A 16,116-nucleotide genomic window follows, 5' to 3' on the forward strand; every position below is an offset into this window, starting at 1 on the left:
GTTTTGCTGTAGTTTTTATATTAAGAATTCTTGTCGTTCTGACGGAGGAACTCAAGGATAGCACGTGCGTCCTGCTCGTTGATGTTCTGGTTGGTCATCTGCGTTAAGTGCTCAGCCAGCAGCTTTTTGGCGGTTGGGTCTTTTTTGGTCATCTCCTCGGGGTTGATCACCATGTTCATGATCCACTCCGGCTTGCGACGCTCCGTTACACCGGCCATACCCGGTCCAACCACTTTCTGGTCAGACAACTGGTGACAGGCAGAGCACTTGCCCTCGAAAATGGATTTACCCTCAGCAGCCAGCGCCTCGTCTACATTGTCGCCCACTTCAACCGTGGTAATAGGGCCCACCCCTTTGCCGTCATCCTCTACCGGGGCAGCAGGTGCCTGATGGGCCAGGCCGGATTCCTGTTTTGTTTCGGTAGTGGCGGTGTTGTCTGAAGAGCAGCTGTAGAGTACAAGGGCAGCCAGGAAAAGGAAAGCAGCGGATTTTAAAGATTTCATGATGGTTGGGTTTTGATTTTTGGATTTCATGTTGTTAATCTGTTTGGCATTGAGGCATTCAGCTTCCCGCACATTTTCTAATTCCCAGGCACTGAACCCCTCTTTAATTGGCACTGTTTGGCTTTCATTTACACTACAAAGGTATTCTCCTCAGCTTCTGAAATAAAAGACCTTTATCTCTTTTAATAGTGACCTTTGTCATCTTTTTGCTTCTGGCTCTATTCATTGCCAGCAAAGCTTCAAGGCAAATCAACCCGTTAATTTGACTGAGTTCTAGCGATTAGCGGAACGACCGTCAACAGAAACATGCTCTCTTACAGAGCCTTAACACTATACCAGACATACTCAGGTAGCATGAGCACCTTCTCTTTTAGCTCACGCGCCAATGCAAACACATTCGCGTAAGGCAAGTGCTTTTTATTTACTTCATCAGAGGATTCATCCAGGTGATGTGATTCGTTCTCTGCCGCCATATTCAAAAACATATTATAGGATATATATAAAAGCATGAAAAGAAGGTATAGCGCCCGTTTGTGCTTCAACCTGCACAAAGGTATTTTGAAGGAGTTTTTAAATAGAAGACCTTAATCTCTTTTATTAATGACCTATATCATTTTTCTGCTTGACCCTCTGTATGACCTTTGCAGCAGTTCGAAAATAAATCAGGAGTAACAGCTACAGATCGGCTTGCTCTGGCTGCTCGCATTGGTGGAATAAAAAAGCATTGTTCCAATACCCTATGTCGCAGCCTTACCAACACGGCCTGCATGGTTAGTCGGACCAAGGCGGAAGCTCCCATAATTCAGTTTCAACCCTAAAAAATAAACCACTCAAATTTTTAGCCTTTATGAAATACAGAAACCTCTGGCTGGGATTTATCGCCGTGATCGTCGGTTCCTTTGCCGTTCTCGGGTACTATGGTATCGAGATTTACAGAGAAGCACCACCTATACCTGACAAGGTGGTCACCACATCCGGAAAAGTCCTCTTCTCCGGAGATGACATCAAAGACGGACAGAACGTATGGCAGTCGACGGGTGGCCAGCAGTTGGGCTCGATATGGGGACACGGTGCTTACATAGCCCCTGACTGGAGCGCCGACTGGCTGCACAAAGAGGCCATGTACTTCCTGGATTACTGGGCGCAGCAAGAAAAGGGCGTGTTGTATGACGACCTGGACGAAGAAACCCAGGCCATGCTGGAAGCCCGCCTGCAGAAACAGATCCGTGCCAACACCTACGACCCTGAAACGGGCGTGCTGACTATATCGGACCTGCGTGCCGAGGCCATTGCGGAGGTGAGCAAGCACTACACCGGCCTGTTCATGAACGACCCGGCCCTTGCCAAGCACCGCGACGCCTATGCTATGAAAGACAACACCGTGGAAGACCCGGTGCGCATGGAGAAACTCAATAGCTTCTTCTTCTGGACTTCCTGGGCCTGCGTGACCGAACGTCCGGGCAAAAAAATCACCTACACCAACAACTGGCCAGCTGAGAAACTGGTAGCCAACGAGCCAAGCTCCGACCTCATCATCTGGACAGGTTTCTCCGTGATCATCCTGATTGCGGGTGTGGGTATGCTGGCCTATTATTATGCCTCTAACCGTGAGGAAGAGATCGACCATTCCAAACTGCCGAAGCAGGACCCGCTATTGGGTTTAACTGCCACTCCTTCTATGAAAGCGACCCTAAAGTATTTCTGGATCGTTACCGCCCTTATACTGGTTCAAGTCACGCTCGGGGTTGTTTCAGCGCACTACGGTGTGGAAGGGCAGGCCTTGTATGGCTTCCCGCTGGCTGAGTACCTCCCCTACTCCATTACCCGTACCTGGCACGTGCAGCTGGCCATCTTCTGGATCGCGACATCCTGGCTGGCAACTGGTTTGTACATCGCCCCTGCCGTGTCTGGTCACGAGCCGAAGTTCCAGAAACTGGGTGTAAACTTCCTCTTTGTTTGCTTGCTCATCATAGTGGCGGGTTCGCTGGCCGGTCAGTGGTATGGTATTATGCAGAAACTGGGCTATACCGAAAACTTCTGGTTTGGTCACCAGGGCTATGAATATGTGGACCTGGGTCGTTTCTGGCAGATCTTCCTGCTGGTGGGCTTATTCCTGTGGCTGGGTCTGATGGTACGCGCTATTCTACCGGCCTTTAAAAAAGACGTAGATGGACGCCACCTGCTGGGTATGTTCCTGATCTCATCGGCTGCCATTGCCATCTTCTATGCCTCTGGCCTGATGTGGGGTCAGCATACTAACCTGGCTATTGCCGAGTACTGGCGCTGGTGGGTGGTGCACCTGTGGGTAGAGGGCTTCTTCGAGGTATTCGCCACGGTGGTAATCGCCTTCCTGTTCGTACGCATGGGCTTGCTTGACACCAAAATGGCGACGGCCACCGTGCTTTTCTCGACCATCATCTTCCTGTTCGGCGGTATCATTGGTACCTTCCACCACCTCTACTTCAGCGGTACACCAACGGCGGTAATGGCCCTGGGAGCTACCTTTAGTGCCCTGGAAGTGGTGCCACTGGTACTGATCGGTTTCGAAGCTTACCACAACCTGCAGATCAGCAAGCTTACCCAGTGGATCAAAGCCTACAAGTGGCCCATCTACTCTTTCGTGGCCGTGGCCTTCTGGAACCTGGTGGGTGCCGGTGTATTCGGTTTCGTGATCAACCCACCGATTGCGCTCTACTACATGCAAGGCCTGAACACCACCCCGGTGCACGCCCATACCGCTCTGTTCGGGGTTTACGGGATGCTTGGAATTGGTCTGATGCTCTTCGTACTGAAAGGCCTCTCTGCCCGCCGTCGCTGGAAAGACGGGGTGATCAGCTTCGCTTTCTGGTCTATCAACATCGGTCTTATTCTGATGGTGCTCATCAGTGTGCTGCCAATCGGCCTGATGCAGACCTGGGCGAGTGTGGAGTACGGACTGTGGTATGCCCGCTCTATGGAGTTCATGCAGACTGATACCATGAACATCCTACGCTGGCTGCGTGTGGTAGGTGATACCATCTTCGCCGGCGGTGTGCTGGCCCTGGCCTGGTTCATCATCGGCCTCAAAACAGGCTGGTCTTTGGAAGAAGACGAGGATGTGGCACCGCTGATCGAAGAAGAAGCTCCTGCCAAACAAGCCCGCTCTTAACATACAGCCATACCCAAAAGTTGAACTCCGAGCACAACGCTCATTATACCTATACCCTTTACTTAATAACCCCTCTGCCCTTGGTGGAGGGGTTGTTGTTTTTAGGTATGGACTACGCAGGTATAGATGCAACCCATCGACAGCTCCGGGTAAACAGAAGCACAAGCCTTGTAGAAAGAAAGGTATAGAACCTCAATTAATTTTTTGTTCCATACCGCAAGGCCGGTTTGTTCGTAAGGTATAGGCGGGTTTAGGTATAGTGAAATTAGCACTTAGGCATTTATCAATCCCGATTAAACTGTAGGGGTTTTTCTAATCGCGGTATACCTACATGATGCACATGCGGGTCAGGAGCCCCGGAACAGTGTGCTTTCAGATTTATAAGGCTGAAAGAGCAAAAAGCAAAGTCCGAGCTAGCCATGTATTACTCAGGCGCCCATTCGGACACCCTTGTCCGAATGAATAGAGTCGGGAAATGCCATGTCGCCGTATACAGTTGCGCTATACCTACGCCAGGGGGCCAGGAAGTCCGGAAGAGTTAAAGCATGAAAGAGCTATACCTGTAAGCACAAAGGGGTAATGAGGTTAAGTGAAAAAAATTCACAACCTATCCGAATCGCCCCAAATTAATCACTCAACAACTAAAGCAGAACAAACGATGGGCATCAAGAAAATAGTCGATAAAGTTAAGGAAGAGGTAAAGGTATTGAAAGGGGAAGAGTCCAAGGACAAGGTATACCAGAACGAACAGGACTACCCTAATGCAGCCAGCGCGCGTGCGGCCTTCGAAGAATCGAAGCAGAAGCTCTTTAACGTGAACCTGTGGTCAAATCTGGAGGGTATCAACTCTACTTTTGAGTTGCACGACGAACGCGGGAGGAAAACGACAGCGGAAGCACCCAAGATTGGTGATTATGTGAAAGTAACACTGCCCGGCGCCGAGGTGGAGAACTGGGTGCAGGTAAACAACATCAAAACCACCGAAAACATGGCCGAATTTACGGTGCAGCCCAGCAGTAAACCCAACCCGCCGGCTGACGAGGAAGCAGTGACCGAGCACTTCTTCACCAGCGACGCCACCAGTACGTTTCGGGTAGAGGTGCAGGGCACAAAACTGATCGCCTCTGAGATTGGCAAGAACGAATACATCAACAACCAGGGTGATGAATCAGGAAAGCGCGCCGTGCTCAACACCCTGATCGCTGAGGGCGGCTGGGCCGGATTTCAGGGGCTGCAGTGGGACAAACTCACCAGCTACCTCGTGCACAAAGAAGAAGCTAAAACCGACTAAAGTGCCTTTTCAGCTTCTGATTTTCAATTGTGAACGCTCTCAGGTATTTCAAGCCTGAGCCTGCCATATTTTTCTGCTTTTGCTCACCGTGCTTCCTTTCACTATAAGAAGCATGCGGCACCGGCGGCACTACAGCCAATAAGCCTATACCTGTCCTTCTATACCTGGGGGCAGGTATAGGATAGGCACTATGCTGCATTTCTCTTATATTTGGTGAAACAACCGATAAATCTGCATGAAACGCTTTCTGTTTTTGGCCCTTTTCTGTGGGCTTTTGCTGCAAGAAAATGCCTTTGCCCAATCGCTGGCCCTTGACAAGCCGGTCGAGAAATCGCTCAAAAAAGTAAAACCGAACGATATAAAAGCACACGTGAAGTACCTGGCCGACGACCGCTTGCTGGGCCGCAAACCAGGCACGGAAGGTTACCAGATGGCCGTGGACTACGTGGTGGAGCATTATAAGAAAGCAGGTATAGAACCCGGCGGTGAGAATGGGACTTACCTGCAGTTGGTGCGCCTGCGCCAGGCCTTTCCTGGCAAAGAAGCCAGCATGACGCTGGCAGATGCGCAGGGCACTGCACTGCAGCTTGGCTATAACAAGGACTTCTCGATTTACCCGCACGCCGAGGAGCAGTCTGTGCAGGTGGAGGCACCGCTGGTTTTTGCAGGCTACGGCATCAGTGCACCAGACCTTGGGTATGATGACTACGCAGGTATAGACGTGGCCGGAAAAATTGTAGTAGTAATGCGCGGTGCTCCTGCCAGCTTTCCTTCCACGGTGTCGGCCTACAGCCGTGATTTGATGACGGTACTGAAGATCGCTGCTGAGAAAGGTGCTGTGGGTGTGATCGTGGCGACGGATAACCCCAAAGCGGGTGTTGCCAACCTTGAGCGCGGTACCTACAGCGTAATGGACGCTAACGGAAAAGTGGCGGTATCGCGCAACTATGTGTCGGATAAGATCCGTGTGCTGGCCAACATCAACGCCGCCACGTTCCAGCAACTCCTCAAAGGAGCAGGTATAGAAATGGCGGGGCTTGGTGAGCAACTAAAACAAGGCAAGCCTGCCTCTGCCCCGCTTACGCACACCTTGCGCACCAGCTATACCTCTACCTACAAAGATTTTGAAAGCCACAACGTGATTGGCAAGATCACGGGCAGCGATCCGCAACTGCAGCATGAGTACGTAGTACACAGCGCCCACCTCGACCACGTAGGTATAGGCCGTGCCGTGAACGGTGACTCCATTTACAACGGTGCGCACGACAATGCCTCCGGCGTGGCCAGTGTGCTCGAAATCGGTAAAATCTACTCCAGGCTTCAAGAAAAGCCAAAACGCTCCGTGCTGTTCGTGATGGTAACGGCCGAGGAGATGGGACTGCTGGGCTCTGCCTACTTTGCCCGCTATCCTACTGTTCCGGCAGACCAGATCGTGGCCAACATCAACACCGACATGCCAACCATCATCGCGCCGTTGCTTTCGGTGGTAGGCTTAGGTGCGAACCACTCCACCCTTGAGAACGAAGTGGCCGTTGCCGCGCAGCACTTGGGCATGGTAGTGGAAGACGACCCGGAGCCGGAGCAAATGCGCTTTATCCGCAGCGACCAGTACAGCTTCGTGATGCAAGGTATACCTGCCCTGCACATTAAGTATGGCAACAAGACCAAGGACGGACGGAACAACCTGAACAAGCAGGTAGAACAATGGCGCAAGGTACACTACCACATGCCGCAGGATGAAGTTACCAGCACCTTCGACTTTGACGCTGGCAAAAAATACGTTCAGCTGAATTTCCTTATCAGCTACCAGGTGGCAAACGCAACCCAGCGACCAAGCTGGAAAGCAGGTGATTTCTTCGGTAGCCGCTTTGGCCGCCAATAACAGGCAGGACTTTTTGACAAAAGGCAGTTAGACAAAAGATATTCGTTATTAACAAAAAAAGGCGCTGCGCTAGAGATAGCGCAGCGCCTTTTTTTGTTAATAAGACAAGACCAACCGAATGATCATTTTTTCAATTCTATCTCCAGGCATCAGGTAGCCATCAAGTAGTGGTTAGTTGTCTATTGTCCTTTGTCAAAAAATCTTTTGTCAAATAAATTAGTACATCTGCTCATAATACTGGTGAGCCATGCGGTCTGAGTCGAAGAACGGCATGACGTCGCGCATGCTCTGCTTCACAATGCCCATCCATTTGCCACGATCGTTGTAGTAGGTCGGGATCACCTCGTTTTCCAGGATGCTCATCAGGTTCTTGTGATCGATCTCATCCTGCATAGAATCGGGCAGGTTGCTGTCTACCACGGGTAACACAAAGCTGTTCTCGCCGTGCCGGGCAAATTCCGGCAGCCAGCCATCTAGTACCGAAAGGTTTACGGCTCCGTTCATGGCAGCCGTCATACCGCTTGTGCCGGAGGCCTCGCGGGGTCTGCGTGGCGTGTTCAGCCAAATATCCGCCCCTTGCTTCAGCTTACGCGACAGTCCGATTTCATAACCCGTCAGCACGGCGAAGTTCTTCCGTTGGTAGGAAAGGTTCACCAGACTATTGAATACACTCACAGCGCCTTCATCGAAAGGATAAGGTTTACCAGCCCAGATCACCTGCACCGGATGCGACTTATTCGAGATCATTTCAAAAAAGCGCTCTATGTCATGCACCAGCAAGTCGGCGCGTTTGTAGGCTGCAAAGCGCCGGGCCCAGACAACGGTTAGCACATCTTTCCGGAAAAGTTTTCCTGTCTGGTCTGCCACCAACTCGAACAGCTCCTGTTTCATATCGGCCTTCCGTTGGATCAGCGCCTGGTTGTCGTCACGCTCCAGTGCCTGCCGCATGGTGTTATCCATCCAGAACCGGGCATTCTGCGCATTGGTAATGGCCTTGATCTCGCACACATTGTCGTTCTCGTACCACATGTCACGCGCCACCTGCCCATGCAGTTGCGACACACCGTTTGCTATTTTTGCAATTCGCAAGGCGGCCAGGGTATAGTCAAAGAAGTTACCGTGCATTCCCGTCATGTGGCGGGCCTCTTCCAGTGAGGTCTTGTTGAAGAAGGACATGTTGTTGAGCAGATGAATGTCATGCACCTCGTTACCTGCTTTCTCGGGGGTATGGGTGGTAAACACAATGCGCTTTCGCATATCCTCTGTGTTCCCGAATTTTTCGTGCAGGTAAAAAGCCAGTGGCAGCGCGTGGCCTTCATTCATGTGGTATATATCTGCGCCGCCCAGTTCTTCCACCACCTTGGCTCCGGCTATACCTAGCACAATGCTTTGCGCAATTCGGGTAGAGGGTTCCTTGTCGTATAAGTGGTAAGTAATGGTACGGGCCAGGTGGTCATTCTCCGGGATGTTGGTGGTCAGGAAATACATCGGCACAGTGCCGAACACTTCGGGGCGCAGCACCAGCGCCTTCACCTTCACCGGGTGGCCGTTCACCATCACGGTCACCACAATGCCCGTGTCTTCCAGGTAGGTATAGTATTTCTTCTGAAACTGCACCCGCATGGTCTGGTCATCGTTGCGCACCTGGTCGTAGTAGCCGTATTTCCAAAGTATACCAATGCCGATCATGTTCTGCCGCAGGTCGTGTGCGCTCCGCATGTGGGAACCGGCCAGGAAACCCAGACCACCGGAATAGGTTTTGAGCGCCTGGTGTATCCCGAATTCCATGCTGAAATAGGCCACACGTTTCTGATACTTCTCATTGATCTCGTAAGGATGATACCACTTGCTGTATACTTTCATATTTAAATGCTACTTGTTTATGGTTCTGCGGCGCCCTGTTATGCAAATCGCCTGATGACTCTGCTGCGTTTTAAAATAAAAGCAGTGAACAGCGAAATACAACAAAAGCTGGAAGTATCGCCTATTCTACTGCTTGTACACTTTCTCTGAGACGGAATTAAGATGGTGCAAAAGTACCAAAAGAAGCGCAACCGCACTATACGCCCGAAAAAGCCTAAGTACAATATACTTGTAACACAGCCAAAGTGATACAATTTATTTTTGAAAACCACGATCTACTTTACAAAAAAGGCCCTCCCAACCAGGAGAGCCTTTTATCAGTTGGTTTTGCAAAGCTTTATTTTGCCAGCAGCATCTTGTTGGAGTATACCTTCTGGCCTGCCTCTACTTTGTAGATGTAGGTACCGGCAGGCAGATTATCTGCTCTGAAGTCTACGCTGTGCTCCCCTGCCGTTTTGCTTTCCGACACCAAGGTGCGCACTTTTTTGCCCAGTATGTCAAACACCTCTACCAGCACCGGACCGTCCTGTTCTACTGTGTAACGAATGGTTGTTACATCAGCGAATGGGTTCGGATAGCTTACCAGTTTGCCTTCTGCTGATATAGCCAGGTTGGATGTACCCGAAGTGGCAAGCGGTTGCTGTCCACTGTTCCACAGGCTATGCGTGCGGGTAATGATCACAGCAAAGTCGGCGCGGGTCACATCCTGTAGCGGCTTGAAATTAGCGTGCAGTACAGGCTCCAGGTCATACGGACCTTGGGTAGCAGTGAAGAAGGCATTGATCATATTCAGTTCGAGCGCCACGCTCACATAGCCTTCCAAACCGGCAGGTATGTCGGCGGCATCCTCAATTGGGTAGCTTTTGCCGTTGTACTCCACAGCAGGCGTTTTACCATTGCGTTCCAGGGCATAAGCCTGTAAGCCCAGTGCCTGCACCAACGAATAGGCTAGCTCGGCGCGGTTCACTTTGCCATTCGGATTAAACTTGCCCGGAGAAGCGGCCAGCATGATGCCATTCTGCACATGGTTCTTGTCACGCAGGGCTGCACCACGCGCGGTTACCGATTCTGCAATGAGATTGCGCTCTTTCACATCGGTCAGGGTATAGGAGCCATTTACTGGTAAGTACTGGCGAATCGCCTCCCCCATCACCAGGTAGTCAGCCAGGTCGATGCGCTTTAAAGGTTCATCCGGTTTATAACTGCCGCCCCTCAAACCATCGGCCAGACGGGCACCTACTGCCATCTTGATAGAAGCCTCGGCCGGGTGACCAGCTATGTCATTGAGTCCGGTAGTGCCGGCTGCCGTCATCATGTTCACCACCCCGTTTATGTTTTCCGGGAAAGCAACGCCGTTCAGGCCGGATATCTCAACGGTCCAGGTACCTGGCTCAGGAGAGGCAACTGCCACGCCACGGTCATAGCTCAAGGCAAACAACACCGGGATACCAGCACTCGTGCGGGCACCGCTCGGGGAGATTAGCGTTAGTCTTACCGGGTTGCCCGTCTCACCGGCAACACCCTGGGTCCTGATCTTGGATTCGATACCCGTAGTACCAGAAGCCACAGTAAAGGTATAGATGTTAGTGGCAGGCGTTGCAGGATTGTAGTCGATTGCGAAGTTGAGCGTCTCGCTGTTGGCGTTCACGCTGCTGTTGAACGTGCGGTTCATGTTCAGCGTCGAGCCATAGGGAGCGGACGCGCGATAGGCTCTGTCAACCGAGGCATAAGCGTTCACGTAACCGGCCCCTACCTCCCACTTCTCACGGTTCGGGATGTTGGTAGCGGTTTGCTGCAGAATTTCCTTTACCTGATAAGGTGTGAGCGTGGGGTTGGCTTCTAAAAGCAAAGCCACAATGCCTGCCACATGCGGCGCGGCCATGGAAGTACCGCTCATGTGTGTGTAGTAGGGCACGTGCGCCGGATCCAGTTCTGCGGCGTCTTTGTCAGCCGATAGCGAAGAAACTGGCGCAATAACACGGGCGGCGATGATATCCACACCCGGTGAGGTCACCGTAGGGCGGTCTTCCCAGGTATAGGTTTTGCCATCCAGCGTAAAAGAACCCGCTTTGTTTTTGATGCCGCGCGAGGAGAAGTCTGCCAGCTGACCGGACTTGTTACCAGCAGCCACCGCAATTACCCAAGGCGCTTTTTTATACTGTCCGGTCATGGTGCCGGAGCCTGGGCCAGAGTTACCCGCCGAGAACACCACCACGATGTTACGGTCCACGCAGCGCTTGGTGGCCAGCGTGATCGGGTCTGCCGGGTTTACGTCGGTGCCGGTGTCGCTGGTCGTGCCGAAGGAGTTGGTAATCACGCGGATGTTGTAGCGTGCCTGGTTGGTAATGGCGTAGTCGAAGCCTGAGAGCACATCGAGCAAGAGCAAAGCAGCGCCGGAGCCGTATCCCACCAGGTTAGCACCTGGTGCCACACCCTCATACAAACCTTGCGAGGCCTGCCCCGTGCCACCCACTATACCTGCCACGTGCGTGCCGTGGCCTCCGGTCGCGTCGGTATTGGGCACATTCTCGATCGGTGTGTACGGCAGTATAGAGGATAGCGCGTTGAGGTTGGTGGCAGCCGTCACATTTTGCACCAGGTTTTTACCGAACTGCAGGTCAGGGTGTGTGCCATCCACGCCGCTGTCGTTTACGAGCACGCCTATACCTTTACCGGAAACAGGAAACCCGCCATTCCGACTGGTAAACAGCGGGTCTTTGCGCAGTTTGTCTACACCGGTGAGCGCGGTACCGGAGTTGTTTTCATACTCAAGCGATTCGTTCAGGTATAGTGAGAGCACGCGCGGGCTTCTGGAGAGAAGATCTATTTGCAGGCCTGTAGCCAGCACACCGGCAATTGGAAGAGATTTGAGCGTGAGGCCCTTCGTGATTCCTGCCTGTGAGAGTGCTGACAGGTCAAGCAGCGTAGGAGCACTTTCACCTTTGAATGTTACAACTACCTGCACTAACTTGGTCTTGTCTGTAATGGCTGCTTGAAGTCTGCTGTCGACATAGGCCTGTGCAAAAATGTTGCTTATTACCAAAAGGCTTACTGCAACCACTGCTAAAAGTTTTCTCATAAAATAAGGATTAGTTAAATGTGTTACATAAGGTGTATTTAAAGTAAGAAGCCTGCTTCAACCAAGGGAGAGCAGTAGAGTAGAGAGAAAATTTGGTAAATAAGGGTGCTATTATAAAGAGAGTAATACGAAACCTTGTCGTAAAATAATTATATTAAATAAACAAGACATGGTATATTAAATGGAAAATCATCAGTTAAACCTCTGGATTTAACCCAGTGTTATACCCTCAAATAATCATACTGCAACACATGTTACAACATACGTTTGAGTGGATGCTTTACATTGCCGATAACATGTTTCGACATACTCCCAGGCAAATCATCTATTGCTTTTTAAGGATTCAGAATTCTGATGGAATACCTTCGCGCATCTCAGTTGGGTTCGCCCTAATGCGTAGCATGGAACTACACATGGTTGATTTTATACCCCATCGATCCTGCCCCTATACCTGATCGCATAGTTGTTTGTGCAATGCTGCAGCTACTCCAGTAACTGATCGGGGCGGCAACGTAACTGAGTGGGTTTTGAAGGGAAATGCTACACTGGCCATCGAGTCAGAATGTAAACTTGTCGGCTATTTATCCGGAAGAGAAGAAAGTAGAAAACAAGCCCTGTAAATTGCTTGGGTGAGTTTACAGGCAGATTGGCCTATCCTGGAAATCGGTTTGCAGGTGAAGCGGTAGGAAGCACCGATCACTCCGGATCACTCAAACAACATCCCCATTTTGCCCATCTGGTAATCGCGCATGGCCTGCATCACTTCGGTTTGGGTGTTCATCACAAAAGGCCCGTGCATTGCCAGGGGTTCATTCAGCGGCTGCCCGGAAAGGAACAGGAGGCGTGTGTTTTGACGGGCAGTTAGCGTACAGGTGTCGCCGTCTCGCTTTAAAAGTGCCAGGTGCAATCCTTCTATCAAACCATAACCTTCTAGCATGATTTCACCGTCAAGCAGGTAGAGCATGGCGTTGTGGTCGGCAGGTATAGGAATGGAGCATTGCCCTCCGGTTTGCAGCGTGAGTCGGAGCGCCATAACAGGGCTTGGGGTTTGTACTGGTCCGCGGGTATGCTTGTATGCACCTGCCACCACGGCAATCTGCACACGCTCATCATCTTCCGTGCCGGTGGGAGTTTCATGGGCCTGCAGGGGAAAATAGGCCGGCTGATCCATTTTGTTCGCCTTCAGTGTGTTTATCCAAAGCTGCACGATCTCCTGTACACCTCCCTTTTCCTGCATTTCGCGGGGTGGGCGCTCGCTGTGTACAATCCCCCTGCCGGCCTGCATCCACTGCGTACCGCCTGCCCAAACCACACTGTCGTTGCCGCGGGAGTCGCGGTGATGCACGCCGCCCTGGTACACAAACGTGACCGGCGAAAGGCCGCGGTGCGGGTGCGGATCGACGCCTGACTTGTAAGGGTAGTCTGACTGCGGGATGCTGGTGTTAAGGTGGTGGAGCAGCAGAAAAGGATCGTGCTGCTCTACCTGACTGGTGGGCAGTGGCTGCCGGAGCGGCAGTCCACCCATGTCTGTTTCTTCAGCATAAAGGAGTTGTGCGACACTGCGGTTTTGTGGCATGGGCGGTAGGGCTTTAATTTATCCGAAGATACGAAAATACCGCAGCCAGGTAAAGCATCAACCAGTAACCCGGCAAACCTTAGCCGCCAGCCTGTACCTATACACTTAAACTGTAGCGTCGGAGAAATCAGGAGATAAGGCCGCGTTGCAAGGCGTATTTGACAAGTGCTGCCGTGTTGCGCGCTTTGGTTTTGTCGAGCAGGTTCTGGCGGTGTGTTTCAACTGTACGTTTGCTGGTGAACAGTCTGTCGGCAATTTCGGCGTTCGTGTAGCCCTCCCCGATCAGGGACAGTACCTCCAGTTCACGCTTCGAAAGCTCGCGGTGCTCTTCCCCGTTTCCGCTTGGCGAAGGCATTTCGGATGGGAACTGCTTCACCTTGCGCAGTAGCTCCAGTGTCACATCCGGACTGATGTAGCGACAGCCCTGTGCGATGAGTTGCAGGGCGCAATGCAGTTCGTCTTTGCCTGCATTTTTGAGGATATAACCCGAAGCACCCAGCTCCATCATGCGGCTCACATATTTTTCGTGACTCAGCATCGAAAGGACCACCACTTTGAGTTCGGGATAATGCTTGAAGATATGAGCGGCCGTATCAAAACCATCCATCCCAGGCATGCTGATGTCCATTAGTACAATATCTGCTTCCACTTGCGGCAGTAATTCGAGCAATTCGCTACCGCTTGCGGCCTCACCTACCACACGCACAGCGCTGTGGTCCTGCAGCAGAGCTTTCAGGCCATCACGCACTATTTTATGATCATCAGTGATTATTAAGTTTATCATTTTTTAAGTTTGTGTCAAAGGTTGTAAAGAACCTTTAAGTCCGACAACTTCAAATTTTAGGGCTGAAGCACAAAGCCAGATATGATGAAAAGAAGAAAACAGGCTAAAAGTGGCAGAGAACTGTCCCTCTCAGCGCCATAATTTGACAATTTTCATCATAAATAACTGAATGTACAATCGCACCTGTCGTACATTTAACTTAAATTTGATGCATTGGTAAAAATTCAGTATTTACTACAGAGTAGTGTACGTATTTACTACGGTGTTATCTGGAAATAAATAACAGGCAGGTACAGGCAAGTACGTATACCGCCAAATTTGAGGTGTTTCTTATATTTTGAAATACCTAATACCTTAAGGCAGGACAGCCTGAATTGCATTTTTGCGTATGATAGGCAATAGCATAAACCGATCAACTCCTGGCAACGAACAGCCTGCCCGAAAACCGGAGAAATCGGCCTAAAGACTGAAAAACATACATGAAAACTTTTAGCGCTACGACAGATACGATTGGCAAAGGAGCATTGCTTCGATTTAAAGGAGAACTTGACGCCAGTTCATCTGTGTACGCCGATAATGCACTGGAGGAAGCAATCAATGCCGCGTCGGGCTTTGTGCTGATTGACTGCAGTGAACTGACTTACATTTCCTCAGCCGGATTAGGCGTGCTGCTGGCTGCCTTCCAGGCCTGCAAACTAAAAGAGATGGAAATGGTGATGGTGAATATGCCGCCCAAGATCCGGAACGTGTTCGAGATCCTCGGCCTCGACCGCCTGATCAAATCGGCTGACACAGTGGAGAGCGCCAGACAGATGATTGCCAAATAAAAAAGAGGGACCGCATAAAACGGTCCCTCTCTCTTTTTGCTAGCGTTGGTTTATCTGCCCCACTCGTTGCCATAGTCCTGGTCTTGCTGGCCCCGGTGCATCTGCTCCCGCCGCGAGTAATCATAATCAGAGCTGCTGTAACCGCTGTCAAAGTCACGATGCTGCGAGCCGCCTGCCCTGTACCCCGCGCTGCCGGTATTGCTGTAGGGGCCACCGCTCCAGGGCCCTGCCCCACTGCCGAAGTAACCGCCTCCCATTGAGCCGGAACCGCCCCTGCCGTAGTCGGAACCGCGCGGAAAGCCCATGGAACTGCGCCCATAACCCGAAGAATCGCCGTAGCCGGAGGAGCTGCCGTAGTCTGGCTGGGAGCTGCCGTAGCCTGAGCGCTCCGATGCGCCATACTCGCTTTTGCTGGAGCCTGCCCCGTACAATGAGCCACTGCGGCCATAGCTACTGCCCTGCGAAGCGTTACCGTAGTCCTGTGATCCGCCATAGCCCTCCTGCGACTGCCCCCTCTGCTGCGAGAAATTACCATAATCAGACATACGGCCACTGTAACCGCCGGCGCTTCCACCTTGTCCGGACTGGCTCATACCGGTGTAGTTGCTTCCCTCCGAACGTTGTGGACTGTACCTGCCCAGCTGCGATTGTCCGTAACGGCTACCCTGGCTGCCCGAATTATCCGGACTATAAGAAGAGGTGCGGTATCCACCGCGGTCGTGCTCCCCTGAATAAGGGTAATGCCCGCTTCCCCTCTGGCTGTATTCGTCCTCTCCTCCGGTCATTCGCTCCCAGGTATTGCTGATCTTCTCGCCGATGCGGCCAAAGAATCCGCCTTCCTCCTGGTGCGAGCGGTCACGGTCATGAGAGCGATAGTCTCCCCTTCTGTAGTTATCCTGATAATCTCTTGCCATTTCTGTATGGTTAATATATTATATAACTTATTAAATACACGCTTAGACAAAACACGCACTAGTTAAACGATTTACACGAGGCGGGGTTCTCGATTTGGCTATCCTGGAAGTGCTATCAACTGAAAACTCGTACTTATACGGATAAAAGCCGGTAATAACCTCAGGTGACGCCGGCCTGCATGTTCAAACTACTCATTTTTAGGCGCTTTCCACTTTATTTGCAAAGCCCCAGCCCTCCCAAATTTTGCC

11 protein-coding genes are annotated in these 16,116 nt (G+C 51.5%); 4 read left to right on the top strand and 7 right to left on the bottom strand.

The genetic code is table 11. The features are described from left to right. Window positions 1-20: 20 nt before the first annotated feature. Both BD749_RS12915 and BD749_RS19450 read right to left on the bottom strand, forming a co-directional pair. A complete protein-coding gene (locus BD749_RS12915; protein WP_245869179.1) occupies window positions 21-503 on the bottom strand; it encodes a c-type cytochrome in 483 nt (160 codons plus the stop codon). Between the two features lie 314 nt (window positions 504-817). Then, window positions 818-976 carry a hypothetical protein gene (locus BD749_RS19450; RefSeq protein ID WP_180336408.1) on the bottom strand — a complete coding sequence of 53 codons (159 nt, stop codon included), beginning with the start codon at window positions 974-976 and terminating at the stop codon, window positions 818-820. Window positions 977-1,350: 374 nt separating this feature from the next. Here BD749_RS19450 and BD749_RS12925 point away from each other — a divergent pair, with 374 nt between their 5' ends. From BD749_RS12925 to BD749_RS12935, 3 genes are all read left to right on the top strand, one after another. Further along, window positions 1,351-3,651, top strand: a complete 2,301-nt coding sequence (locus tag BD749_RS12925; RefSeq protein ID WP_101444899.1) for a nitric-oxide reductase large subunit — start codon at window positions 1,351-1,353, stop codon at window positions 3,649-3,651. A gap of 658 nt (window positions 3,652-4,309) precedes the next feature. Next, the gene (locus BD749_RS12930; RefSeq protein ID WP_101444902.1) at window positions 4,310-4,942 is read left to right on the top strand and encodes a hypothetical protein; all 633 of its coding nucleotides are present in this window, start codon (window positions 4,310-4,312) and stop codon (window positions 4,940-4,942) included. Window positions 4,943-5,177: 235 nt separating this feature from the next. Then, window positions 5,178-6,824, top strand: a complete 1,647-nt coding sequence (locus BD749_RS12935; protein WP_101444905.1) for a M28 family peptidase — start codon at window positions 5,178-5,180, stop codon at window positions 6,822-6,824. Window positions 6,825-7,040: 216 nt separating this feature from the next. On the opposite strand, the gene glgP is transcribed toward BD749_RS12935, so the two are convergent. From glgP to BD749_RS12955, 4 genes are all read right to left on the bottom strand, one after another. Then, window positions 7,041-8,687: an alpha-glucan family phosphorylase gene (glgP, locus tag BD749_RS12940; protein ID WP_101444908.1), complete on the bottom strand. Its 1,647-nt coding sequence runs from the start codon at window positions 8,685-8,687 to the stop codon at window positions 7,041-7,043. A gap of 337 nt (window positions 8,688-9,024) precedes the next feature. Beyond that, window positions 9,025-11,766, bottom strand: a complete 2,742-nt coding sequence (locus BD749_RS12945) for a S8/S53 family peptidase (RefSeq protein WP_101444910.1) — start codon at window positions 11,764-11,766, stop codon at window positions 9,025-9,027. A gap of 706 nt (window positions 11,767-12,472) precedes the next feature. Then, on the bottom strand, window positions 12,473-13,342 hold the full coding sequence (locus BD749_RS12950; RefSeq protein WP_101444912.1) for a pirin family protein: 870 nt from the start codon (window positions 13,340-13,342) through the stop codon (window positions 12,473-12,475). A 127-nt stretch (window positions 13,343-13,469) separates the two neighbouring features. After that, entirely contained in the window at window positions 13,470-14,126 is a 657-nt protein-coding gene (locus BD749_RS12955) for a response regulator (protein ID WP_101444914.1), read from the bottom strand. Between the two features lie 479 nt (window positions 14,127-14,605). On the opposite strand from BD749_RS12955, the gene BD749_RS12960 reads away from it, so the two are divergent. Next, the gene (locus BD749_RS12960; RefSeq protein ID WP_101444917.1) at window positions 14,606-14,953 is read left to right on the top strand and encodes an STAS domain-containing protein; all 348 of its coding nucleotides are present in this window, start codon (window positions 14,606-14,608) and stop codon (window positions 14,951-14,953) included. 50 nt (window positions 14,954-15,003) lie between these two features. Here BD749_RS12960 and BD749_RS12965 read toward each other — a convergent pair whose 3' ends face one another. Next, complete coding sequence (locus tag BD749_RS12965) at window positions 15,004-15,867, bottom strand: hypothetical protein (RefSeq protein WP_101444919.1); 864 nt, start codon at window positions 15,865-15,867, stop codon at window positions 15,004-15,006. Window positions 15,868-16,116: the final 249 nt, after the last annotated feature.

It is taken from the genome of Pontibacter ramchanderi (genome assembly GCF_002846395.1).
Taxonomy (GTDB): Bacteria; Bacteroidota; Bacteroidia; order Cytophagales; family Hymenobacteraceae; genus Pontibacter; species Pontibacter ramchanderi.